Genomic DNA, 22,581 nt, shown 5'->3' with positions numbered 1-22,581 from the left:
GACGTCCGGTGACGGGTCAGCGGACGGCGCTGTGCAGCGCCACGATCCCGCCCGTGAGATCCCGCCAGCTGACCGCGTGCCAGCCGGCGGCGGTGATGCGGCGGGCGAGGGCCGGCTGGTCCGGCCACGAGCGGATCGACTCCGCGAGGTAGACGTACGCGTCCGGGTTCGAGCTGACCGCGCGCGCGACGCGGGGCAGTGCCCGCATCAGGTAGTCGGTGTAGACGCGCCGGAACGGACGCCAGGTCGGGGTGGAGAACTCGCAGATCGCCAGGGTCCCGCCCGGCCGGGTCACGCGGGCGAACTCGGCGAGCGCGGCGTCCGGGTCGACGACGTTGCGCAGCCCGAACGACATCACCACGGCGTCCACCGACGCGTCCGGCAGCGGCAGGGCCATCGCGTCGGCCGCCAGGTAGGGCACCGCGCCCGGGTGCTTCGCCCGGCCGGCCTGCAGCATCCCGAGCGAGAAGTCGGCGGCGAGGCAGGTCGCGCCGGTGCGCGCGAGCTCGACCGTGGAGACCCCGGTGCCCGCGGCGATGTCGAGGACCACGTCGCCCGGCCCGACCGCGAGCGCCTCCCGGGTGGCGGTGCGCCAGGCGCGGTCGCGGCCGAAGGAGAGCACGGTGTTGGTCACGTCGTAGCGGGCCGCGACCCCGTCGAACATCCGCGCGACGGCGCCCGGGTCGCGGTCCAGTCCGGCGCGCGAGGTCACGGCGCGGCCCCGACCGGCTCGCGATCCGGGGTCGGGACGTCGTCGGGGGCGGGGCGGGGCTCGACCTCGTCCTGCCGGCGACGGCGCCGCGCGAGGGCCCACGCCGTCGGCCCGAGGACGACCCACAGGCCCGCGATCCCCAGCGCGACCGGCACCAGGCCCGTCGTCCACGACCGCCCGGCCACGCGCACCAGCTCGGGCTTCGACCGGTCGTACTCCACGAGCACGTAGTTCCCCGGCTCGAGACCCCGCGGGTAGAGCACGCCGGAGTCGGGTGTCAGCACCGCGCCGTCGGAGGCGGTGAAGCGCACGAAGGTGTGTCCGGCGTCGGCCCCGTCGAGGACCTCGGCGACCGCGGTGCCCTCGTCGGCGGTGATCGACGCGTCGTTGCGGGCGGCGCCGACGAGCACGAGGACGGCGAGCACGCTCAGCACGATCCCGAGGCCGACGATGATCTCCGGCGCACGCCGACCCACCGGCGCCAGCACGGTGCGGGTGACGTCCCACGCCGTCCGGAGGGCGGCGAGCACCGTGCGGGCACGCCTCACCAGCTCCGCACGCACTCCGATCACCCCGTCCAGAGTAGTGACCTTACCTTCCCGACGACGGGTCCGAGCGGCCTCCGTGCGCCGTCCGGGGGACGTCGCGGGGCGAGCGGATACCCGGGTCACCCCGGCCACACGCCGCCCGTACGCCCGCCGCGGCAGCCCGACCACCCGCCGTCGGGACGGCCGCACGTGTGAGTGCGACACCACGCAGGTTCGGCCGCCTCGGAAGCTGCCCCAACGTCGCACTCGCGGCGGGCGGCCGGGCCTCGGCCGCACCTTGTCGCGGCCCACCCACAGCCCGCCCGCACCTTGTCGCTGGGAATCATCACGACAAGGCAGCCACCCGCCGTCGGGAACCCGCGACAGGGCGCCCCACGAGGGCGACACTAGGCAGGTCCCACCCGCGCCGAACCTGCGTCACGTCGCACTCGCGAGCGACGCCCCGCACCTTGTCGCGGCCCACCACCGGCCAGCGCTCACCTTGTCGCTGTGAATCACAGCGACAAGGTGTCGACCAGCGCCGAGAACCCGCGACAGGGCGCCCCACGAGGCCGAGTGCGACACCAGGCAGGTCCCACCCGCGCCGAACCTGCGTGGCGTCGCACTCGCCGCCACGCCGGCCCTCGCCACGGCACCTTGTCGCTGTGAATCCCCACGACAAGGTGTCGACCGAGCGCCGAGAACCCGCGACAGGGCGACCAGAGTCGGCACCACCTCAGCGCGCCGGGTCCTCCTCGCGGTCGGCGAGGTCGTCACGGTGCAGCAGGTCCGGGCGCACTCCCCCGGAGCGGTAGGCGAGGCGTCCGACGAGGTGCGCGGTGACGGGCGCGGTGATCAGCTGGAACGCCCCGACGAGCACGAGCATCCAGGTGTCCACGCTGGTCCGCAGCAACAACGCGGCGCCGATGACGACGAGCACCAGCCCGGCGGTCTGCGGCTTGGTCGCGGCGTGCATCCGCGAGAGCACGTCGGGCAGGCGCAGGAGGCCGATCGCGGCGGCCAGCGCGAGCAGCGCACCGAGCAGGAGGAACACCGCACCGACGAGGTCCAGGACGTCGCTCACGAGCCATCTCCCGACGACGGGCCGGCCGTCCCGTCCTCCGTGCGCGCCACCCGCCGTCGTCCGACGAAGCGCGCGACGGTCGACGACCCGAGGAACCCGACCAGCGAGACCGCGACGATCGTCGGGACGATCGCGGAGTCGCGGGTCAGGGCGACCTGCGCCATCAGGCCGCACATGATCACGGCGACGAGCGCGTCGAGCGCCACCAGCCGGTCGAGCGCCGCCGGGCCGCGCAGGAAGCGCACCAGCACGAGCATCAGGCTCACGCCGAGCAGCACGAGGGCGACGGTGATCAGGGCGGTCACGAAGCTCACCGGTCGGCCTCCCGGGTGCGGACGGCGCCGTCGAGGCGGTCGGGCTCGTCGTCCTCGAGGAGTTCCTCGGGGTCGTCGAGCGGGTCGGTGCCGGCCTCGGTGCGCCCGGAGCTCGTCGGCTCGACGCGCACCTGCGCCAGCCCGACGGCGAGCAGGTCGGCCTCCAGCCGCGCCACCTGGGCCCGGAAGCGCTCCACCGCGGCGTCGTCGTCGGCACCGAGCACGTGCGCCCAGAGCATCCGTTCCTCGGCGGAGGCCTCGACGACCACGCTGCCCGGCACCAGCGACAGGCACTCGACCAACATCGCCATGAGCAGCTCGGAGTCCTCGGAGACCTCGACGGCGACGATCGAGCTGCGGATGGGTGGGCCCGGCCGGACCGACTGCCACGCGACCTGGACGCTCGAGACGACGAGGTCCCGGGCGACGTCGAGGAACACCCGGACCAGGGCCAGCGGTCGCAGCCGCCCGCCGGTGGACACCGCCGGCAGCGGGAAGAGCGCGAGCACCACGATCGCGACGGCGAGCCCGCCGAGCAGGTTGGCCCACGAGAACGTGCCCCACAGCAGCACCCACACGAGGGTCAGCCACAGCACCCGCAGCACCCGGGGCCGGCGGGTGAACCAGCCCCGCTGCACCTCGGCGCTCACCGGGTCACCCGCTCGTCCACCGTCTGCCCGAACACCGCCGTGACGTAGGGCGTCCGCGCGGTGAGGTCCGCGGCGGCCCGGTCGGTCAGCGAGTACAGCGGTCCCGCGACGAGGGTGAGCGCCAGGCCCACCGCGACGAGGGTCCCCGTCGCCACGGTCATCCCCCGTGGCAGCGCGACCGGGACCCGCTCGTCGTCCGACGCCGTCCGGGCGGCACCGAGGAAGGCCCCCGAGTAGGACTCCTCGCCGGAGCCCGCCCGGCCCGCGCCGATCATCACCGGGAAGCGGCGGTCCGGGTCGTCCTCGTGATCCAGGTCGTTGAATTCGGCGTCCTCGGGGTGCTCGACGGGCAGCTGGTCGCGCGGGCGCCAGAACGCGAGCACCCACACTTTCGCCATCGCGTACAGCGTGAGCAGGCTCGTGAGCACCGCGCCGCCGACGAGGAACCAGGCGAGCACGGACCCGTCCTGCACGCCGGCCTCGACGAGCCCGAGCTTGCCGATGAACCCGGACAGCGGCGGGATGCCGCCGAGGTTGATCGCCGGCACGAAGTACAGCACCGCGAGCAGCGGGGACGCGGCCGCCAGCCCGGCGAGGCGGGTCGTCGACGTCGACCCCCCGACCCGTTCGACGAGGCCGGCCACGCAGAACAGCGTCGCCTGCACGGTGATGTGGTGGACGACGTAGAAGATCGCGGCGCCCACGCCGGCCGGCGTCGCCAGCGCCACCCCGAAGATCATGTAGCCGATGTGGCTGACCAGCGTGAAGGACAGCACGCGCTTGACGTCGTCCTGCGCGATCGCACCGAGGGCGCCGATCACCATCGTCGCCAGCGCGGCGATCATGAGGATGTCCTCGGCCACCGGGTCGTCCGGGAAGAGCAACGTCTGGGTGCGGATGATCGAGTACACGCCGACCTTGGTCAGCAGGCCGGCGAACACCGCGGTCACCGGGGCGGCGGCGGTCGGATAGGAGTCCGGGAGCCACGCCGAGAGCGGGAACACCGCGGCCTTGATGCCGAACGCGGTCAGCAGCACGAGGTGGATCGCCAGCTGGGTCCCCGGGTCGACCGCGGCCATCCGCTCGGAGATCTGGGCGAGGTTGAGCGTGCCGACCGCCGCGTAGACCAGCGCGATGCCGATCAGGAAGATCAACGAGGAGACGACGTTGACGACGACGTAGGTCAGCCCGGCCCGCACCCGCGAGCGGGTCCCGCCCAGGGTCAGCAGCACGTAGCTGGCCATGAGCAGGACCTCGAACCCGACGTAGAGGTTGAACAGGTCCCCGGAGAGGAACGCGTTCGCGACGCCGGCCGCGAGGACCAGGTAGGTCGGGTGGAAGATCGACACCGGCGTGCGGGTCTCGTCGTCGGAGGTGCCCTGTCCGATCGCGTAGAGCAGCACCAGCAGGGTGACCGTCATCGACGTCAGCAACATGATCGTCGAGAGCTGGTCGGCCACCAGCGTGATGCCGATCGGCGCCGGCCAGGACCCCACGGTCAGCACGTGGGGACGGTCCGCGGCACCGGCCACGAGGACGGCCGAGATCGCGACCACCGCCACCAGCACCCCGACCGACACCCACCGCTGCACCCGGGGGCGCCCGGCCAGCACGAGGGCGGCCCCCGCGCCGAGCAACGGCAGCAGGACGGGCAGCGGGAGCAGGCTCTCCACGAGCGAGCCGGCGGGGTTCACGCCTGCGCCCCGGCGGCGTCGGCGCGGGAGGCCCGGTCGGTGTGCTCGTCGTCGGTGTCCGAGGTCTGCTCGCAGCCGGTGGTGTCGAACTCGTCCTCGTCGATCTGCTCGTCGCGCGCGAGCCGACGCCGCACCGAGCGGTCCTCGGTGTCGACGGTGAGGTCGTCCTCGCGGTCCAGCGACCAGGTGCGGTGGATGATCGACAGCAGGAACGCCGCCACGCCCAGGGTGATGACGATGGCCGTGAGCACCAGGGCCTGCACGAGCGCGTCGCTCATCGCCGACTCCGGCGCCCGCCCCACCAGCGCGGCCGCCCCGAACGGACCGCCGGCCGAGATCACCAGCAGGTTCGTGGCGTTGCCGAGCACCAGCACGCCGAGCAGGACGCGCGTCAGGCTGCGGTCGAGCAGGAGGTAGACGCCGCAGGTGTAGAGGATCGCGATCAGCGCCAGCAGCAGGAACGACGAGCTCACGCGCGGGCCTCCTTCTCCGCCCCGACGGGCTGCCGGGTGGGCGCGTTCGACGGCCCGGGGGTGTCGCCCAGGCGGTCCAGCTCCGCACCGAGGCTGCGCAGCACGTCCAGGACGAGGCCGACGACGATCAGGTAGACGCCGACGTCGAAGATCAGCGAGGACACGAACTTGACGTGCCCGAGCACCGGGACCTCGCCCTCGAGCACCCAGGTCTGGAGCACCTCGCCGCCGAACAGCAGGCCGGCGGCCCCGGAGAGCCCGGCGAGCAGCAGGCCCGTCCCCAGCAGCGTGCCCGCCTCCACGGGCGCGGCCTCGCCGAGCTCGTACCGGCCGCCCGCCACGTACCGCACCACCAGCGCGAGGCCCGCGAGCAGGCCGCCCGCGAAGCCCCCGCCCGGGGCGTTGTGCCCGGCGAACAGGAAGTAGATCGAGAGCACCATGATCGTCGGGAACACCAGGCGCGTGACGACCTCGAGCAGCAGCGTGCGCTCGGTGACCCGCGGCCCCGGCCGCAGCTGCCGGGCGAGGCGCTCGAGGGTCGGACCGCGCAGCCAGCCCGAGCCGGCCACCGGGCCCGGCCCGACCGGCGCCCGCCGACGGCGGCGCGTGCCGCCCGGCGGCGTGCCCGTCCGGCGGTCGAGGAACACCAGGCTCGCGACCCCGGTCGCGGCGGCCAGCAGCACCGAGAGCTCGCCGATCGTGTCCCAGGCCCGGATGTCGACCAGGGTCACGTTCACGACGTTCTGCCCCGCGCCGAAGCCGTAGGCCTGCGAGGGGAACGCCTGCGAGACCGGCTCGGCGGTCCGCGCCCCCAGCGCGGTGGCACCGAGCAGCGCGACGAGCACGCCGATCGGCGCGGCGATCAGCAGCCGTGCGAGCCGCCGCCGCGGCGAGTGGTGTTCGGTGATGTCGGCGGGCAGCCGGCGGAGCACCAGCACGACGACGACCAGGGTCATCGTCTCGACGAGGGCCTGCGTCAGGGCGACGTCCGGGGCACCGGCGAGCGCGAAGATCACCGCGACCGCGTAGCCGAGCCCGCCGACCAGCAGCACGGCCGCGAGCCGTCGCTTCGCCCGGGCGGCGGCGACCGTGGAGGCGACCGCGAGCACCGCCGCGACGACCTGGGCCGGGGAGTCCGCGACGCGGTCGACGCGCACCTCGCCGAGCGCCCCGCTCGCGATTAGCACCACGCCGGGTCCGGCGACCAGGACGCCGAGGATCGTGCAGAGCACGACCGCGAGCGAACCGCGCTGGGTCTGCGCGGTGACCCGCAGGGCACCGTTCTCCACGGCGTGCACCAGCGCCCGCCAGGTCACCTCGGAGCGCACCGCGTGCAGCGGGCGCACCGCGGCGGCGCGGGCCGCGACGCGGGGCCACGCGAGCACCAGGCCGAGCACGATCGCGAGCACGGACAGGCCGAACGCGACCGTGAGTCCGGGCCAGAGCTTCAGCTCCAGGGGCGTCGGATAGCTCGCGGCGAGTGTGTCGGCGTAGCGGGTGAGCAGCGGCGCGATCCCGGGGATCGCCGGGCCGGCCACCAGGGAGGCCAGACCCAGCAGCACCGGTGCGCCCAGGAACAGGGCGCCCGGCCGGATCCACTCGGTGCGGGCGTCGGTGGTGAACACGTCGGTGAAGGCCCCGAGGACGAAGCGGGCGCTGTAGGCCACGGTGAGCACCGACCCCAGCACGACGACGGCGAGCAGCACCTCCGCGAACGGGCCGTAGGCGCGGTGCAGGAACGCCTCGAAGGCGCCCTCCTTCGTCACGAAGCCGAGCAACGGCGGGATGCCGGCCATCGAGGCGGCCGCCAGCGTCGCGGCGATGGCGAGGGCCGGCGCCCGGCGGCCGAGCCCGGAGAGCTCGCGCAGGTCACGGGTCCCGGCGCAGCGGTCGATCACGCCCACCGAGAGGAACAGGGCGGACTTGAACAGGGCGTGGGCGACGACGAGGCCGATCGCCGCCAGGGCCGCGTCCCGCGTCCCCGCCCCGGCGAGCAGGATCATGAACCCGAGCTGGGAGACGGTGCCGTGCGCGAGCAGCAGCTTGAGGTCGGTCTGGCGGGCGGCGACGATCCCGCCCAGCAGCATCGTCGCCCCGGCCGCGATCGCGACGACCGGCCGCCAGCCCGGGTCGTCGGCGAATCCGGGGGCGAGCCGCAGCACGAGGTAGACGCCGGCCTTGACCATGGCGGCGGCGTGCAGGAAGGCGCTCACCGGCGTGGGCGCGGCCATCGCCGAGGGCAGCCAGAAGTGGAACGGGATCAGCGCGGACTTCGACAGGGCCCCGACCAGGACGCAGATCACGCCGGCGGTGACCGCGGCGCCGCCCAGCGAGGGGCCGACGGCCACGATCCCGGAGAGCCGGTAGGTGCCCGCGGCCTCGGCGAGGACGACGAGGCCGACGAGCATCGTCAGCCCGCCCGCCGCGGTGATCGTCAACGCCTGCATCGCCGCGGCGCGGCTCGCCCGCTTGTGGGCGTCCTGCCCCACGAGCAGGAACGAGAAGATCGTCGTCAGCTCCCAGCTGACGTAGAGCACGACCACGTCGTCGGCCCAGACCAGCGCGAGCATCGCCCCGGCGAAGGCGAGCAGCACCCCGGCGAAGCGCGGGAGCCCGCCCGACGATGGCGTGAAGTACCGGGCGCAGTAGAGGACGACGAGAGCCCCGACCCCGGTCACCAGCAGCGAGAGGACCGCGGACAGGGCGTCCAGGCGCACCGCCACGTCGACCCCGAGCGCCGGGATCCAGGTGAAGCCGTCGGTCACCTCACCGCCGTCGAGCACGACGGGCAGACGCGTCAGGACGTAGGCGAATCCCGCGGCCGGGACGAGGGCCAGACCCAGGAAGGCACTCCGGCCGAGCGACCGGACCAGGACGGGTGCGAGCAGCGCGGCGGCCGCGTGCACCGCCAGCAGCACCAGCACCTATCGGCCTCCCGCTCCCGCACCCGTCATCCGCCGTCACCGACGATGCTACCGATCGGGTTGGTGCCCTCCCGGTGATCGCGCTCCCCCGCAGTACCCGGGATGTCCCGTTCGGCCACCGCGGCGCGAGCGGCGTCACGCGAACGATCGGCCTGGTCACGGCGGGTGTGACGGTCCACGGGCACCTCGACGACCCGGACACCGGGCCGACCGGTCGGGGCGAGGGCCTCCGCCAGGGAGCCGTCGTCGGTGTCGCGCAGCAGGGTGTGCCCCACCCCGTAGGCGCGGCACAGGGACGCCAGGTCGGCGCCGTGCGGCGTGGCGAACATCCGCTCGAACGCCGCGGCGTGGGCGGGAGCCCCCTGCTCGAGGGTGCTGAAGACGCTCCCGCCGTCGTCGTTCGCGACGACGACCACGAGCTCGGGCCGCGGCTCGCCGGCGGCGACGAGCAGGCCGCCGGCGTCGTGGAGGAACGTCAGGTCGCCGAGCAGGGCGTACGTCGGGCCACCGTGCGCGAGGGCGGCCCCGGTGGCGAACGAGACGGCGCCGTCGATGCCGGAGACCCCGCGGGCGGAGAGCACGGCGAGGTCGTCGCGGGGCGCCGCGGCGAGCGCGACGTCCCGCACCGGGCTCGACGAACCGACGACGAACAGCGCGCCCGGCGGCAGCGCGCGGGCGGTCGCGGCCGCGAGGGCGGGACCGGACCCGGGGTCGGGCCCGACCGCGTCCGCCACCAGGGCGTCGGCCTCGCGGACCCGGGCGTCGAAGGCGAGGTCGAGCCCCCAGGCGGCCGGCGCGGGCAGGGCGCCGACCCGGGTCGCGGTCGCGGCCACGTCGGTCCACCCGGGACGGGCACCGTCGGGACCCGAGGACGGGACGACGAGCACCTCGACGCGCGGGTCGGAGAGCAGGCGGGAGATCGACCGGTGCAGGGTCGGGCGGCCGACGACCACGACGCGCCCGGGCAGCAGGTCCGGCGCAGTGCCGTCCAGGGCGGCCTCGACGAGGCGGGGACCCGCGCGCAGCGACCGGCCCCACAGCGGGGAGGTCGGTTCGGCCAGGACCGGCACGGCGTCCGGCAGGCCGTCGGGCGCCTCGGCGCCGTGCCCGGCCACGACCATCGTCGGGACCGAATCGGAGAGGTCGAGCGCCTCGACCCACGAGGTCCGCGGGGCCACCGCGGTCCACGGACCCCCGCCCGGGCGGCCCTCCGCCCAGGCGGGGAACGGCTCCTCGGTGTCCGAGACGAGGGGCTCGCGCAGCGGCAGGTCGAGCTGGACCGGGCCGGGGTCGGCCGTGGTGGTGCCGCGGGCGCGATCCAGCGCCCGGCAGACCGCCGCGCGCCAGCCCGCCGCGGCGCGCGGGCGCTCCTCGGCCAGCGGCAGCGTGATCGCGGCGCGGACCGCGCCACCGAACAGGTCGGCCTGGTCGACCGTCTGGTTGGCGCCGGTGCCGACGAGCTCGAGCGGCCGGTCCGCGCTCGCCACGACGAGCGGGACGCCGGCGTGCGAGGCCTCCAGCACCGCCGGGTGCAGGTTCGCGACCGCGGTCCCGGAGGTCACCACCACGGGCACCGGACGGGCCGAGCGCGCGGCCAGCCCGACGGCGAGGAAGCCGGCCGAGCGCTCGTCGATCCGGACGTGCAGGCGCAGCCGTCCGGCGGCCTCGGCGTCGTGCACGGCCAGCAGCAGCGGGGCGTTGCGCGAGCCCGGGCAGGCGACGACCTCGCGGATCCCGCCCCGGACCCACTCGTCGACGACCACGCGGGCCTGCAGGGTCGACGGGGTCACGACGCTCCACGGTATCCAGCGCCGCCGCTCCCGGCCGCCCGAGGACGCGGGCATCACCATCGCGACCCCGTCCGGGCCGGCCCGACACCCACATCCGCCCCGCCCGTCCCGACGACTGGTCCGGACCGGTCCGGTGCGTGGCGGACGGCCCGGACGGGCGACCCCCGACGGGGTGGAGCCCGGCGCGTCCTGCCCGACGGCGGTCGCCGTCGGGGGTTGTCTGCCGGGCATGCGCACCCCCCGGCCGGCGCGGCGACGGCGCGTCCTGCTCCCCGCCCTGATCGCCACCGCGGTCCTGCTGCTCGGCGGCGCGATGGCGGCGGTCGGTGCCCCGCCGTCCACCCCCGGCGTCGTCTCCCCCGGGGTGGACGCCCAGACCTGGCGGCCGGAGCTGGCGGGCGACGCGGTGAACGTGCAGGTCGCAGCGGGTGCAGCGCGCCTGGCGTCCCCGCGCGACGGCGAGCGGCCGGGCAGTCTGCGCGGAGCGCAGCGCCGCGGTCTCCTCGACCTCGGCACGCACACGTTCGCCCGCCCGGTGAACCGCCTGGCGGTCCCGGTCGTGGCGGACGTCCCGGCCGGGAGCGCGGTGACGGTGGACGTGCGGGGGCGGGACGACGCGGGTCGCTGGTCGGAGTGGACACCGGCCGCACCGGGCGAGCCCGCCGTGCTCGACGCCCCGGCCCGGACCGTGGCGCTGCGGCTGACGCTCGTGGCGCCGGCGGGGCCGTCCCCGAGCAGTGGTCCCACCGTGCGATCGGTCACGGTGCACGCCGATCGCGACGAGTCGACCTCCCGGACGGTCACCCCGCGGGCGTCCTACCGGGTGTTCGCCACCCGCGAAGGCCTCGTTGGAGGTACGACCGCGAACGGCCACGTCATCACCGAGCACGACATGTTCGTCGCCCTGCCCTCGCGCCGGGCCCTCGACGCGGACCGCACCGGCGACTACAGCGTCCGGGTCTGCGGGCCGGGCGGGAAGTGCGCGATCGCGCCCGTCTGGGACGTCGGCCCGTGGAACGTGGGCGACGACTACTGGAACGCCGCACCGCCGCGCGAGCAGTGGGGCGACCTGCCGCAGGGGACCCCGCAGGCGCAGGCCGCGCACGACGACGGGTACCACGACGGCGAGGACGGCTTCGGTCGCGAGGTGGCCAACCCGGCCGGGATCGACCTCGCCGACGGGGTGTTCGAGGCGGTCGGCCTGTCGGACAACGGCTGGGTGACCGTCGACTACCTCTGGACCGGCCAGGCCGGCGAGGACCCGGCCGACGTGCACCTCGCCACCGCCGACAGCCCGGACGCCCCCGTGGCGGTCCGCGCGTCGCCGAGCGCCGCGGCCGCGCAGACGGCCGTCGTCGGGAACGCCGCCCGGCTGGACGTGCAGTGCCGCGCGTCCGGGGAGACGGTGAGTGGGCGACGCGGCGACAGCGCGGACTGGCTGCGCATCGACACCGTCCCGGCGACGCCGGAGGCGCCCGCGGGCGTGGGCTGGGTGCCGGCGGCCTGGATGGCCACGGACGCCGCGCCGCCGGCCTGCTGACTAACCTGCTGCTCCATGGCAACCGTCGTCGAATGGGTGGAGGGCGCGCGTCCCCGCACGCTGCCGAACGCGATCGCCCCCGTCGTGGCGGGCAGCGGCGCGGCGGCGAGTGCCGGCGCGTTCAGTCCGGTCGCGGCCGTCCTCGCGCTCGTCGTCGCGATGGCGATGGTCATCGGCGTCAACTTCGCGAACGACTACTCCGACGGCATCCGCGGGACCGACGACGACCGGGTCGGCCCGATGCGCCTGGTCGGCTCGCGGGCGGCGTCGCCCGACGCCGTCCGCCGGGCCGCGTTCGTGTGCCTCGGTGTCGGGGCGCTGGCGGGCCTCGCGCTGCTCGCGGTCAGCGGGGCGTGGTGGCTGCTGATCATCGGGGCGATCTGTATCGCGGGGGCGTGGTTCTACACCGGCGGCTCGTCGCCCTACGGCTACCGCGGGCTCGGCGAGGTCGCGGTCTTCCTGTTCTTCGGGCCGGTGGCGGTGCTGGGCACCGAGTACACGCAGTCCGGCCGGGTGAGCGGGCTCGGGATCGGTACCGCGGTCGGGGTCGGGCTGCTCTCCTGCGCGGTGCTCGTCGCGAACAACCTGCGCGACGTCCCGTCGGACACCGTCGCGGGTAAACGGACCTTGGCCGTGCTGCTCGGTGAGCGGGACACGCGTGTGATGTACGCCGCTCTCGTCGTGGTCCCGCTGGGCATGAGCCTCGTGCTGAGCCTGCGCGCGCCGTGGGCGTTGCTGGGCCTGCTGGCCCTCGCCGTCCTGGTGCCCGCGCTGCGCCGGGTGCTCGGTGGGGCGCGCGGCCCGGCCCTGATCCCGGTCCTGCAGAGCACCGGGATCGCGCTGCTCGTGTGGGCGGTCGGGACGGCGATCGGGCTCGCGCTGGTGCCCTGACGCCCACCTCTCGAACGTACGAACGGGCCGTTCGTCACCTTCTTCCGTGACGAACGGCCCGTTCGTGGGTGCTCGGCGCCCGCTACTCCGGCGAGGCGTCGCCCCGCAGCTCCGCCCGGAGGCGTTCGCGCTGCTCACGACGGGTGGCGGTGGCCGCGGCGATCTCGGTGGTGAGCCGGGCGCGCAGCGGCCGGAACAGCACGAGCGAGAGCGGCAGGGCCAGGACCAGGGCGATCAGCAGGGCGACGAGCAGCGGCAGGCCGACCAGGACCAGCACGCCGGCGATCACCGCCACCAGCACGAGCCGGGCACCCACGTAGGCGACGACGGCGAGCACGAGCGCGCCGGTGCGGCCGTCGCGACCGGGTTCTGCACTTCCCACGGGACCCAGGGTAGGCGCGCGGCCCGGACGGAGCGCGCGGCCCGATCGTCCGATTCCTGCCTTTGTGAACCTTTTACCTCGGCACTAGCGTTCGAGTACGTGGGGGGTGCGATGTCACGATCGCTCCAGTTCGTCTGCTCCGCCCCGCGACCCACCTCCGGGCCGCACCGGGCGTCAGAACCCTGGGAAGTCGGGCCCGCGGGCCCGAGGAGGTGCAGCATGACCATCGCACCCGAGGCGACCGAGCGTCTGATGACCCCCGGCGAGGTCGCCGCGATGTTCCGCGTCGACCCCAAGACCGTCACGCGCTGGGCCGCGGCCGGCCGGATCGGCTCCATCCGCACGCCGGGTGGCCACCGCCGCTTCCGCGAGTCCGAGGTCCGCACGCTGCTCGACGGCCTCACCAGCGAGGCGCACGCCTGACCCGACCGACGTCGGGACGAGGGCCCGGGTCCACGGCTGCGGCCGTGGGTCCGGGCCTTCGTCGTGCCGGGGGCGTGACCGCGCCGTGACCCGGACCCCGCTCGTCGTCACGAGCCGTCCACCCGACGGTCCCGGTCCGCTCGACCCCCGGACATCCCGGACGACGGGTAGCGTTGCGCGCGACGGGTCGCCGTCGATCGATCGACCCCTCGGGGTCGGGGGGCGCGGAGGAGGTGCGTGACGTGGTGCTGTTCGTCGTCGCGGTGATGGTGCTGGTGGCGGTCGGGGTCCTGCTCTGGAAGGCCGTGTCCGCTCAGGCGCTCGCCACGGGGCCCGGTGCCACCGACGAGGACGCGCCCACCGGGCCGACCCGGCCCGCCGGCGGTCCGCCCCGGCGCACGCGCCCGGTCGCCCCGGACGACGACCCCGAGTTCCTCCGCAGCCTCGACGAGCAGGTCCGGCGCGGCCGCGAGGACCCGCCCAGCACCTCCTGACCGCCCGTCGCCCGCGCGGCAGCCTCAGCGCGGGCCGATGCGGATGCGGGAGCCGGCGCGCGGGAAGTCGTCGGCCACGAGGGCCGCGAGCTCGAGCATGGCGGTACGCGTCCGGGGCGCGAGCTGCTCGAGGTGGATCTGGGCGCCCTCGTCGAGGTGCGGGTCGAACGGCAGCCGGGCGACCGCCCGGCAGCGGCCGGCGAAGTGCTCGGCCACGCGGTCGAGGTCGACCCCGCCGGACGAGCGGCGCACGTAGTTGATGACCGCGACGGAGCGGGCCACCAGGTCGCCGTAGCCGTGCGCGTCCAGCCAGTCCAGCGTCGCCGAGGCGGACAGCGCCCCGTCGATCGAGGACGACGAGACCACCACCAGCGAGTCGGCCACGTCCAGCACCCCGCGCATCGCCGAGTGCATCAGTCCGGTGCCGCAGTCGGTGAGCACGATGTTGTAGAAGTGCTCGAGCAGGTCGACGGTGCGCCGGTAGTCCAGCTCGCTGAAGGCCTCGGAGACCGCCGGGTCCTGGTCGCTGGCGAGCACCTCGAGCCGCGAGGGTCCCTGCGAGGTGTACGCCCGGACGTCGGAGTAACGCCGGACGAGCGCGGCGTCGCGCAGCAGGTGCCGCACCGTGGCCGTCGTCTCCACGGGCACCTTCTCCGCGAGCGTGCCGCGGTCGGGGTTCGCGTCGACGGCGACCACCCGGTCGCCGCGCAGCGAGGCGAAGGTGGAGCCGAGCGACGCCGTCGTCGTGGTCTTCCCGACGCCGCCCTTGAGGCTCAGCATCGCGATCTTGTAGCAGCCCGCGAGCGGCTGGTTCACCCGCCCGACGAGCTCCCGGCGGGCCACGTCGGCCTCGCTCTCCCCCGGGTTGACCAGGCCGCCGCTCGCGACGTAGACGGCCCGGCGCCACCCGGTCTGCGGGGCGGGCCGGGTGGGGCGCAGCAGCTGCGCGGACGACAGGTCCGTCGGGCCGGGCTGCAGGGGTGCGAGGGCCGACGGGCGCGGCGGCGGGGCGGCCTCGGGCTCACCGGGACGACGCACGTCCGCCCGCGCGGCGCCCGCGGTGTCGACCTGGTGCGTGGTCTCCGCGGAGGGCTCGCCCGCGGCGGGCGCCCCCTCCGCCGGGCCCTCTCCGGCCGCCTCGTTCTCGTCGGGTCGGGCGTCCATCGTCGTCTCGAGTCCCTCCGGGCGATCACGGGCCGTACCGGCGCACGACCGTATCCGCCCGGGACGATCCGGACACCCCGAACGAGGGAAGATCTCAGCCGACGCCGGCGTACGAGTGCAGGCCCGTGACGACGAGGTTGACGAAGAACAGGTTGAACACCATCACCGCGAACCCGACCACGTTGATGGTGGCCGCACGCCGGCCCCGCCACCCCGCCGTCGAGCGGGCGTGCAGGTAGCAGGCGTAGACGACCCACGCGATGAACGCGGTGGTCTCCTTGGGGTCCCAGCCCCAGTAGCGGCCCCACGCGGCCTCGGCCCAGATCGCGCCGGTGATGACGGCGAAGGTCCAGATCGGGAACGCGACCGCGGTGGCGCGGTACGCGACCCGGTCCAGCACCGCCGCGGCGGGGAGCTTCGCGGTCCACGCCATCCGGCCGCTCGAGTCGTACGCCGAGCGCAGCAGGTAGAGCACGCTCGCGACGCCGGCGAAGAGCAGGATCCCCGAGGAGATCACGGCCGCGGTCACGTGGATCGCGAGCCAGTAGGAGCGCAGCGCGGGCACGACCGGCGCGGTCTGGGTGTAGAGCACCGTTCCGCCGAGGAACATCAGCAGGATCACCGGCAGCAGCACGAAGACGCCGAGCCGGCGGAGCTCGGGGCGGCGGTAGAGCACCACCAGCCACGCCCCGACGCCGACGAGGCACACGGCGGCCGTGAACTCGTACATGTTGCCCCACGGCGCGCGGCCCGCCGCCACGCCGCGGACGATCAGCATCGCGGCGTGCAGCGCGAAGCCGAGCACCGTCAGCGAGACGCCCATGCGCCCGAAGCGCTCGGAGGACGACCGGGGCGCTCGGGCCGGGGGCCCGGAGCCGGCACCCGTCGTCGGGATCGTGTCGGAGCCGGCGCCGACGGCGGCCGGGACCGGCGCCTCGACGGCGGCGGGCTCCGCGCGGCGCAGCAGGCCGTGCTCCACGGCGTGCAGCACCATCGCGAGGATGTAGACCGCGAGCGCCGAGTAGTACAGCACGTCGCCGAAGTCGCCGAGGGGGGCGTCGACGCCCATCAGGAACCTCCGTTGGGGGGTCGCAGCAGGTCGTCGCGGAGCCGCTCGAACTCCTCGCCGTACCCGGCCTGGTCGGTGCGCGCGAGCCCACCGATCTCCACGAGGCTACGACGGTCCGTCGTAGAGGGCGACGCGGGGCCCGGATCGTCACCGAGCGGGCGCACCCGCACCCAGAACCGTCGCCGCTTGATCGTCAGCGAGAGCGTGATGCCGACGAGCAGGGCGACGGCCGCGACGAGCACCGCGTCCTGGGCCGGGTCGTGGGAGACCTGCAGGTTCACCCACTCCTTGACCGAGTCGAAGCGCACCTGGGTGCCGTCGGGCAGCGCGATCGTCTGCCCGGGGACCAGGTTCTCCCGGGCGATCCGGGTCAGGCGGCCCTGGTCGACCATCGTCTGGTCGATCGCGAAGATCGACTGCCCGCGGCCCGAGTCGAGGCCGAGGTCGCCCTGGTAGACGTCGGCGGCCACCTCGGGGTTCGTCAGCGCGGGGTAGGTCGAGGTCACGATCGACCCGCCGCTCGAGGTGGGCGCGAACAGACCGGTGATCGCCACCTGGGTGCGGCGGCGCTCGACCTCGTCGGTGACCCCGGGCCGGTCGAACTTCGTCGCGCCCTGGGACAGGAACGTGCGCTGGTCGACCGGCTCCCACTGCGTGGCCAACGTCCGCTGCTCGCCGCCGGGGAAGGTCACGGTGAACTGCGGGGCGTAGCCGTGGCCGAGCAGGTAGACCCGCTCGCCGTCGAGCCGGAGCGGGTCGTTGACCGCGATCGTCGTCGGCACCGGCGGGGTCCCGTCCGCGAGGGCGTCCGAGTCGGAGTACCGGACGTCGGCGGCGAACGAGTCGGCCGCGCCGTCGGGCCGGTACTGGGCGGTGAAGCGGTCGACGTCGAGGCAGAACGGGGCGAGCTCGGTGCCGTCCACGCGCACCCCGGGCCGGAACGTGTCGTAGGCGAGGATCCCGGAGTTGCAGAACTCCGAGCCGTCGGCCATGACGATGACGTTGCCCTCGTATCCGAACAGCTTGCCGACCGCGATGCCCACGAGCAGCGCCAGCAGGCTCATGTGGAACACCACGTTGCCGACCTCGCGCAGCGCGCCCTTCTCGGCCGACACCGTGCGCGTGCCGCCGGGCTCCTCACGGACGTCGACCTGCCAGCCACGCAGGCGGGTGCGGGCGGCCTCGACCACCTCGTCGGGCGTGCGGTCGTCGGCGCCGGAGGCGTGGTGCGGGAGGCGCGAGAGGTTGCGCGGGACGGCGACCGTGGGCGCCCGCAGCCCGCGGATCTGCTCCCACGTGCGCGGCACGAGGCACCCGACGAGCGACACGAACAGCAGCAGGTAGATCGCCGAGAACCACGGCGTCGCGAAGATGTCGAACAGGCCGACGCCGTCGAGCAGCGGCGCGAGCGTCGGGTGCTCGGTGAAGAAGTCCCGCACGGCCTGCGGGCTGGGCGCGCGCTGCGGGAGGAACGCACCGGGCAGGGCCGCGAGCGCCAGCAGGAACAGCAGGATCAGCGCGGTGCGCATGCTCGTCAGCCCGCGCCAGGTGTTGCGCGCCAGCGCGAGCAGGTCGCGTCCGGGCGAGCGGGGTCCCGACGGCGGGTCGGAGCGCTTCTCGAGGGTCTGCGTCATAGCGGGGTGGAGAATCCTGCGATCGGGCCGCGGAGCAGGGTGACGATCTCCGCCCACAGGCCCGTGGCCAGGGCGAGACCGACGAGGACGAGGAGCACACCGCCCGCGAGCTGGATGCCCCGCACGTGCGCCCGCAACCACGCCTGGGCCCGCACGGCACGGCCGGCGCCGAGGGCGATCACGACGAACGGGACGCCGAGCCCGAGGCAGTAGGCCAGGACGAGGACGCCGCCGCGCAGGGCCGCGCTGCCGTCGGCGCCGGTGCCCGAGGCGAGCGCGATGACGCCGGTGAGTGTGGGCCCGAGGCACGGGGTCCAGCCGAGCCCGAACGTGGCGCCGAGCAGCGGGGCCCCGGCCAGGCCCATCCGCGGCACCCAGTGCGGGCGGGTGTCGCGCTGCAGGGCCGGCACCAGCCCGACGAACACCAGGCCCATGGCCACCGTGACCACCCCGCCGAGCCGCTGGAGCAGCAGTTCGTTGGTGATCAGCGCGTCGGCGGCCCAGACGATCGCGCCCAGGCCGAGCACGAACACGACCGTGAACCCGGCGACGAACAGCGCGGCGGCCCCGGCGAGGCGGAGCCGGTGGGTCTCGGCGCGGCGGGTGACCGTCTGCACCGGCAGCGACCCGGTGACCGCGGCCCGGCGCTCCGCGACCTGCGCGGCGACCTCGTCGGCGTGCACCGCGGGGGCGCTCGCCCCGACCAGGCCGGCCAGGTATGCGAGGTAGCCCGGCACGAGCGGCACCACGCACGGGGAGGCGAAGCTGACGAAGCCCGCCACGAGCGAGAGCGCGATCGCGAGCAGGACGGGACCCGACGTCACCACCTGGGTCAGGTCCATGTGCACTCCATCGCGCGCCCCAGCGTAGGGCGGGCGCATCCGTCCTGCGTGAGGCGGTCCTACCGGATGTCGTAGGTCACCCGGCCCCCCGGCGCCGACTCGAGCGAAGGGCACCTTCGGTCGAGTAGACGGGCCGTGGGCGCCCATCGCCATCCGCCGCCCTCCGCCGCCGTGCTGAGCGATGGGCCCCATCGGTCGGATAGATCGAGCGAAGGGGCCCTTCGCTCGATCCGGGTCAGGCCGGCGCGGGCGCCGGCTCTGCGGCGACCCGGTCGACGACGGGCTGCAGGTCGCTCGCCAGCACGGCCGTGAGGAACACGGCGGCCACGCGCTGCTGCCGGTCCAGCACGATCGTCGACGGCACCGCGTTGCGGGGGTAGCCGCGCAGCGCCAGCAACGAGCGGCCGGGCGGGTCGAAGATCGACGGGTAGCTGACGCCGCGGTCGCGGACGAAGTCCGACGCCGCCGCCCGGTCGTCGCGCACGTCGACCCCGATGAACTGCACGCCCCGCGGCCGCGACGCCTCCGCGACCTGCTCCAGGGCGCCCGCCTCCGCCCGGCACGGCCCGCACCACGAACCCCAGATGTTCAGCACCACGACCTGCCCGCGGAACTGCGCGGTCGACAGTGGCGTGCCCGGCGCGGTCAGCGAGTCCCCGGCCACCGGCGACAGCGGCCGGCGCTCGGCCTCCGGGTAGGAGATCTGCGTCTGCCCGCCCGGCGCGACGAAGGTGAACCCGCCGTCGTCCCGGTTCTCCCCGGCCGAGCAGCCGGCCAGGACGACGAGCGCCGCCACCAGCACCGTCAGGAAGGCCCGTCTCATGCACCGGTCCCGGTCGACGTGCCGCTCGGTTCGGCGTAGGCGATGTCGACGAGCGACTCGTCGTCGAACACCAGCGAGGTCACCGACCCCAGCGCGCACTGGCGCTTCGACGGGTTGTGCCAGAGCCGGTCGCCGGCGAGGTAGCGCCGCAGCGTCCAGATCGGGAGCTGGTGGGACACGCACACCGCCTCGTGCCCCTCGGCCAGCGCCCGGGCCCGGTGCGCCGCCCCGAGCATCCGGTGCGCGATCTCGATGTACGGCTCGCCCCACGACGGCCGGAACGGGTTGCGCAGCAGCGGCCAGAACTCCGGCTTCCGCAGGGCGCCGTCGCCGACCGCGACGCGGCGCCCCTCGAAGGCGTTCGCCGCCTCGATCAGCCGGTCGTCGGTGACGACCTCCAGCCCGAGTTTCTCCGCGATCGGCACCGCGGTCTCCTGCGCGCGCTGCATCGGCGACACGAGCAGGGCGGTCGCGTCGGCGCCGGAGAGATGCTCCGCGACCCGCAGGGCCTGCTCCCGCCCGCGCTCGGAGAGCCCGTAGCCGGGCAGGCGGCCGTAGAGGATACCGTCCGGGTTGTGGACCTCGCCGTGCCGGACGAGGTGGACCAGCGTGCGCATCAGGACTCCGTCGCGGCCGCTGCCGCGCGCGCGGCGTGCGGGAGGGCGTCCGCGATGACGCCGAACGCCTCGTCGTCGAGGGCCGCGGAGATGAAGCACGCCTCGAACACACTGGGCGGGAAGTACACCCCGCGGTCGAGCAGCGCGTGGAAGAACGGCGGGAAGCGCCAGGTCTCCTGGGCCTTCATGTCGTCGTAGTTCCGGCCGGGCTCCCCCGCGAAGCGGACCGAGACCAGCGACCCCGCGCGCTGCATCGTGTGCTCGACGCCGGCCTCGGTCAGCGCGTCGTCGATCAGCGAGGTCAACCGGTCGGCCCCGACATCGAGGGCGGTGTAGACGTCCTCGGTCGCGTGGCGCAGCGTCGCGAGGCCCGCCGCGACCGCGACGGGGTTCCCGGCCAGCGTCCCGGCCTGGTAGACGGGGCCGGCGGGCGCGAGGTGCGCCATGACGTCGGCGCGGCCCCCGAAGGCGGCGGCGGGCAGCCCGCCGGACATCACCTTGCCGAAGCAGTAGAGGTCCCCGGCGACGCCCTCGACGCCGTACCAGCCGGCGGCGGACACCCGGAACCCCGTCATCACCTCGTCCATCACCAGCAGCGCGCCGTGCGCGGCGCACAGGCGCTTGAGCCCGGCGTTGAACCCGTCGTCGGGCGCGACCGCGCCCATGTTCCCGGCGGCGGCCTCGGTGATGACGCACGCGATCTCCGGCCCGCGCTCGGCGAAGACCGCGGCGACCGCGTCGAGGTCGTTGTAGGGCAGCACGACGGTGTCCGTGGCCTGCGCGCCCGTCACCCCCGGCGTCGAGGGCAGACCGAAGGTGGCGAGCCCGCTGCCGGCCTCGGCCAGCAGCGCGTCGACGTGGCCGTGGTAGCAGCCGGCGAACTTCACGACGACGCTGCGCCCGGTGAAGCCGCGGGCCAGCCGGATCGCGCTCATCGTCGCCTCGGTGCCGGAGTTGACCAGGCGCACCTGCTCCACCGGCTCGACCCGCCGCACGAGCTCCTCGGCGAGGTCGACCTCGCCCGCGGTGGGTGTGCCGAAGCTCAGCCCGCGGATCGCCGCCTCGCGGACGGCGTCCACGACGGCGGGGTGGGCATGCCCCAGGATCATCGGTCCCCAGGAGGAGACCAGGTCGACGTAGCGGTTCCCGTCGGCGTCGGTCAGCCAGGCACCGGCGGCGGAGGACATGAACCGCGGCGTGCCCCCGACGGACCGGAACGCGCGGACCGGGGAGTTGACGCCGCCGGGGACGACCGCCTCGGCGCGGGCGAAGAGCTCGGCCGAACGGGTCACCGGTCCGGTCGCTGTCGCAGGTGCGCTGCTCACGGGGCCATCCTCCCAGGCGCGGGGGTGGGGCCGCCGTCCGCCGGGGGTCCTCGCGGCACCCACCCGACGAGCGAACGGCACCGTCGCGGCCTCTACGGGCGCGAACGTGCCGTTCGTTCCCGCCGGACCCGCGCGACGACGTCCACCACGCACAGCAGCGCCGCGGTGACCAGCGCGACCCCGGCCGCCACCCAGCCCCCGAGGATCCGGGTCAGGGGGACGGGCGTGACGAGCAGTCCGCCCGTCGACGGGGAGGTGTCGACGCCCAGCGACAGGCACACCCCGGCGCCGGCGAGCAGCAGCACGGCGACGACGGCCGTGAGCAGGGCCCGACCGTTCACGACGACGGCTCGCGCGCGGCGAGCCGCGCCGCCAGCGTCGCGTACAGCCCGTCCGCGTCCCGCGCCCAGGCCGCACGGCGGGACCCGTCGTCGAGGGTCACCACGACGACGCCCAGGTGGCGCAGCACGGACGGGTGGTCGCCGAACGGCTTGATGCCGTACCGGCCGCTCCCGTCCGGTTCCCGGGCGCCGGCGATCCGGGCGAGGGGGACCGTCTCGTCGCCCTGCACCAGCTCGGCGTCGGTGACCCGCACCTTCAGCATCCGGCGGCGCGCGACCACGATCAACGTGATCGGGGCGAACAGCACCAGGCCGATGACGACCCAGGCGAGCGGGTTCGCGCCGCCCGGCGCGAGGCGGTCGACGAGCATCCCGCCGAGGGCGAGCACCGGGCCGAGCAGCACGGGCCACCACGGCGCGCCCGGCTCGGCGAAGTGGACCTCACCAGAACCCATCAGGCGAACCAGGCCCGCGCCGCCGGCAGGTGGAGCAGCAGCGCGCCCGCCGCGAACGCCACGAAGTACACGCCGCCGACGCCGAGGAAGGTCAGCTGCACGAGCCCCGCCACGGCGAGGACGACGCCGACCGCGGTGAGCGTCGAGCGGGCGGGCCGGGAGCCGGCCGCCAGGCCGCGGGTGGCCCAGAGCGTCCCCGCCCCGAGCGCCGCGAGCACCACGGCCGTCACCACGAGGGACGCGACCCCGGTGGCGGGATCGGCGTTCCCGACGACGAGGGCGATCAGGAAGAGCACGGCGGTACCGATCAGCAGCACGCCGAGGACCGCCCAGAGCACCACCGCCACCGTCACGATCGTGGGGCGGCCCGGCTCCTCGCGCGGCGGTGTCACCTCACGCACGTGCTCGCTCAT

Annotated in this window: 24 protein-coding genes; 4 read left to right on the top strand and 20 right to left on the bottom strand. The window is 75.1% G+C overall.

What is annotated here, in order from left to right; all coding sequences use genetic code 11:
• Positions 1–16: 16 nt before the first annotated feature.
• The 9 genes from QRT03_RS05210 to menD form a co-directional block, all read right to left on the bottom strand.
• Positions 17–712, bottom strand: coding sequence for a demethylmenaquinone methyltransferase (locus QRT03_RS05210; protein ID WP_286051447.1), 696 nt, complete (start codon positions 710–712; stop codon positions 17–19).
• Complete coding sequence (locus QRT03_RS05205; protein ID WP_286051446.1) at positions 709–1,284, bottom strand: DUF3592 domain-containing protein; 576 nt, start codon at positions 1,282–1,284, stop codon at positions 709–711. The genes QRT03_RS05210 and QRT03_RS05205 overlap by 4 nt, the downstream gene beginning before the upstream one ends.
• Positions 1,285–1,975: 691 nt before the next feature.
• Positions 1,976–2,323, bottom strand: coding sequence for a monovalent cation/H(+) antiporter subunit G (gene mnhG, locus QRT03_RS05200; RefSeq protein ID WP_286051445.1), 348 nt, complete (start codon positions 2,321–2,323; stop codon positions 1,976–1,978).
• On the bottom strand, positions 2,320–2,637 hold the full coding sequence (locus QRT03_RS05195) for a monovalent cation/H+ antiporter complex subunit F (protein WP_286051444.1): 318 nt from the start codon (positions 2,635–2,637) through the stop codon (positions 2,320–2,322). The genes mnhG and QRT03_RS05195 overlap by 4 nt, the downstream gene beginning before the upstream one ends.
• Complete coding sequence (locus QRT03_RS05190) at positions 2,634–3,287, bottom strand: Na+/H+ antiporter subunit E (RefSeq protein WP_286051443.1); 654 nt, start codon at positions 3,285–3,287, stop codon at positions 2,634–2,636. Before QRT03_RS05190 ends, QRT03_RS05195 begins: the two co-directional genes overlap by 4 nt.
• Positions 3,284–4,981, bottom strand: a complete 1,698-nt coding sequence (locus tag QRT03_RS05185) for a Na+/H+ antiporter subunit D (protein WP_286051442.1) — start codon at positions 4,979–4,981, stop codon at positions 3,284–3,286. Before QRT03_RS05185 ends, QRT03_RS05190 begins: the two co-directional genes overlap by 4 nt.
• A complete protein-coding gene (locus tag QRT03_RS05180) occupies positions 4,978–5,454 on the bottom strand; it encodes a Na(+)/H(+) antiporter subunit C (protein WP_286051441.1) in 477 nt (158 codons plus the stop codon). The genes QRT03_RS05185 and QRT03_RS05180 overlap by 4 nt, the downstream gene beginning before the upstream one ends.
• Positions 5,451–8,378 (bottom strand): Na+/H+ antiporter subunit A, encoded by a 2,928-nt coding sequence (locus QRT03_RS05175; RefSeq protein WP_286051440.1) that lies wholly within the window; start codon positions 8,376–8,378, stop codon positions 5,451–5,453. The genes QRT03_RS05180 and QRT03_RS05175 overlap by 4 nt, the downstream gene beginning before the upstream one ends.
• Before the next feature lie 26 nt (positions 8,379–8,404).
• Positions 8,405–10,168 carry a 2-succinyl-5-enolpyruvyl-6-hydroxy-3-cyclohexene-1-carboxylic-acid synthase gene (menD, locus tag QRT03_RS05170; protein WP_286051439.1) on the bottom strand — a complete coding sequence of 588 codons (1,764 nt, stop codon included), beginning with the start codon at positions 10,166–10,168 and terminating at the stop codon, positions 8,405–8,407.
• A gap of 229 nt (positions 10,169–10,397) precedes the next feature.
• Here menD and QRT03_RS05165 point away from each other — a divergent pair, with 229 nt between their 5' ends.
• Together QRT03_RS05165 and QRT03_RS05160 are read left to right on the top strand one after the other, a co-directional pair.
• Entirely contained in the window at positions 10,398–11,708 is a 1,311-nt protein-coding gene (locus tag QRT03_RS05165; protein ID WP_286051438.1) for a hypothetical protein, read from the top strand.
• A 15-nt stretch (positions 11,709–11,723) separates the two neighbouring features.
• Positions 11,724–12,599 carry a 1,4-dihydroxy-2-naphthoate polyprenyltransferase gene (locus tag QRT03_RS05160; protein WP_286051437.1) on the top strand — a complete coding sequence of 292 codons (876 nt, stop codon included), beginning with the start codon at positions 11,724–11,726 and terminating at the stop codon, positions 12,597–12,599.
• 82 nt (positions 12,600–12,681) lie between these two features.
• Here the strand turns inward: QRT03_RS05160 and QRT03_RS05155 are convergent, their stop codons facing one another.
• Positions 12,682–12,981, bottom strand: a complete 300-nt coding sequence (locus tag QRT03_RS05155; RefSeq protein ID WP_286051436.1) for a DUF4229 domain-containing protein — start codon at positions 12,979–12,981, stop codon at positions 12,682–12,684.
• Between the two features lie 219 nt (positions 12,982–13,200).
• Between QRT03_RS05155 and QRT03_RS05150 the strand changes: the two genes are divergently transcribed.
• Entirely contained in the window at positions 13,201–13,404 is a 204-nt protein-coding gene (locus QRT03_RS05150) for a BldC family transcriptional regulator (protein ID WP_286051435.1), read from the top strand.
• 242 nt (positions 13,405–13,646) lie between these two features.
• A complete protein-coding gene (locus QRT03_RS05145) occupies positions 13,647–13,898 on the top strand; it encodes a hypothetical protein (RefSeq protein ID WP_286051434.1) in 252 nt (83 codons plus the stop codon).
• 24 nt (positions 13,899–13,922) lie between these two features.
• Here the strand turns inward: QRT03_RS05145 and QRT03_RS05140 are convergent, their stop codons facing one another.
• The 10 genes from QRT03_RS05140 to QRT03_RS05095 all read right to left on the bottom strand — a co-directional run bounded on the left by QRT03_RS05140 (position 13,923) and on the right by QRT03_RS05095 (position 22,581).
• The gene (locus QRT03_RS05140; protein WP_286051432.1) at positions 13,923–15,062 is read right to left on the bottom strand and encodes a MinD/ParA family ATP-binding protein; all 1,140 of its coding nucleotides are present in this window, start codon (positions 15,060–15,062) and stop codon (positions 13,923–13,925) included.
• A gap of 94 nt (positions 15,063–15,156) precedes the next feature.
• A complete protein-coding gene (gene ccsB / locus QRT03_RS05135; RefSeq protein ID WP_286051431.1) occupies positions 15,157–16,131 on the bottom strand; it encodes a c-type cytochrome biogenesis protein CcsB in 975 nt (324 codons plus the stop codon).
• Positions 16,131–17,765, bottom strand: a complete 1,635-nt coding sequence (locus QRT03_RS05130; RefSeq protein WP_286051429.1) for a cytochrome c biogenesis protein ResB — start codon at positions 17,763–17,765, stop codon at positions 16,131–16,133. Before QRT03_RS05130 ends, ccsB begins: the two co-directional genes overlap by 1 nt.
• On the bottom strand, positions 17,762–18,607 hold the full coding sequence (locus QRT03_RS05125; protein WP_286051428.1) for a cytochrome c biogenesis CcdA family protein: 846 nt from the start codon (positions 18,605–18,607) through the stop codon (positions 17,762–17,764). Before QRT03_RS05125 ends, QRT03_RS05130 begins: the two co-directional genes overlap by 4 nt.
• Positions 18,608–18,842: 235 nt before the next feature.
• Positions 18,843–19,430, bottom strand: coding sequence for a TlpA family protein disulfide reductase (locus QRT03_RS05120; RefSeq protein ID WP_286051426.1), 588 nt, complete (start codon positions 19,428–19,430; stop codon positions 18,843–18,845).
• Positions 19,427–20,047 (bottom strand): histidine phosphatase family protein, encoded by a 621-nt coding sequence (locus QRT03_RS05115; protein ID WP_286051425.1) that lies wholly within the window; start codon positions 20,045–20,047, stop codon positions 19,427–19,429. The genes QRT03_RS05120 and QRT03_RS05115 overlap by 4 nt, the downstream gene beginning before the upstream one ends.
• Positions 20,047–21,339 (bottom strand): glutamate-1-semialdehyde 2,1-aminomutase, encoded by a 1,293-nt coding sequence (hemL, locus tag QRT03_RS05110; RefSeq protein ID WP_286052066.1) that lies wholly within the window; start codon positions 21,337–21,339, stop codon positions 20,047–20,049. Before hemL ends, QRT03_RS05115 begins: the two co-directional genes overlap by 1 nt.
• A 125-nt stretch (positions 21,340–21,464) precedes the next feature.
• Positions 21,465–21,713 (bottom strand): hypothetical protein, encoded by a 249-nt coding sequence (locus tag QRT03_RS05105; protein WP_286051424.1) that lies wholly within the window; start codon positions 21,711–21,713, stop codon positions 21,465–21,467.
• Positions 21,710–22,168 carry a hypothetical protein gene (locus QRT03_RS05100; protein WP_286051423.1) on the bottom strand — a complete coding sequence of 153 codons (459 nt, stop codon included), beginning with the start codon at positions 22,166–22,168 and terminating at the stop codon, positions 21,710–21,712. Before QRT03_RS05100 ends, QRT03_RS05105 begins: the two co-directional genes overlap by 4 nt.
• Positions 22,168–22,581 (bottom strand): hypothetical protein, encoded by a 414-nt coding sequence (locus tag QRT03_RS05095; RefSeq protein ID WP_286051422.1) that lies wholly within the window; start codon positions 22,579–22,581, stop codon positions 22,168–22,170. Before QRT03_RS05095 ends, QRT03_RS05100 begins: the two co-directional genes overlap by 1 nt.

Source organism: Actinomycetospora termitidis (genome assembly GCF_030286555.1).
Taxonomy (GTDB): Bacteria; Actinomycetota; Actinomycetes; order Mycobacteriales; family Pseudonocardiaceae; genus Actinomycetospora; species Actinomycetospora termitidis.
This window is presented reverse-complemented; position numbering and strand designations above follow the sequence as displayed.

Coding starts and splice junctions, on each gene's coding strand:
- QRT03_RS05165 (WP_286051438.1), top strand. CDS start 10,398: ATGCGCACCCCCCGGCCGGCGCGGCGACGGCGCGTCCTGCTCCCCGCC.
- QRT03_RS05160 (WP_286051437.1), top strand. CDS start 11,724: ATGGCAACCGTCGTCGAATGGGTGGAGGGCGCGCGTCCCCGCACGCTG.
- QRT03_RS05150 (WP_286051435.1), top strand. CDS start 13,201: ATGACCATCGCACCCGAGGCGACCGAGCGTCTGATGACCCCCGGCGAG.
- QRT03_RS05140 (WP_286051432.1), bottom strand. CDS start 15,062: ATGGACGCCCGACCCGACGAGAACGAGGCGGCCGGAGAGGGCCCGGCG.
- ccsB (WP_286051431.1), bottom strand. CDS start 16,131: ATGGGCGTCGACGCCCCCCTCGGCGACTTCGGCGACGTGCTGTACTAC.
- QRT03_RS05130 (WP_286051429.1), bottom strand. CDS start 17,765: ATGACGCAGACCCTCGAGAAGCGCTCCGACCCGCCGTCGGGACCCCGC.
- QRT03_RS05125 (WP_286051428.1), bottom strand. CDS start 18,607: ATGGACCTGACCCAGGTGGTGACGTCGGGTCCCGTCCTGCTCGCGATC.
- QRT03_RS05120 (WP_286051426.1), bottom strand. CDS start 19,430: ATGAGACGGGCCTTCCTGACGGTGCTGGTGGCGGCGCTCGTCGTCCTG.
- QRT03_RS05115 (WP_286051425.1), bottom strand. CDS start 20,047: ATGCGCACGCTGGTCCACCTCGTCCGGCACGGCGAGGTCCACAACCCG.
- QRT03_RS05100 (WP_286051423.1), bottom strand. CDS start 22,168: ATGGGTTCTGGTGAGGTCCACTTCGCCGAGCCGGGCGCGCCGTGGTGG.
- QRT03_RS05095 (WP_286051422.1), bottom strand. CDS start 22,581: ATGAGCGAGCACGTGCGTGAGGTGACACCGCCGCGCGAGGAGCCGGGC.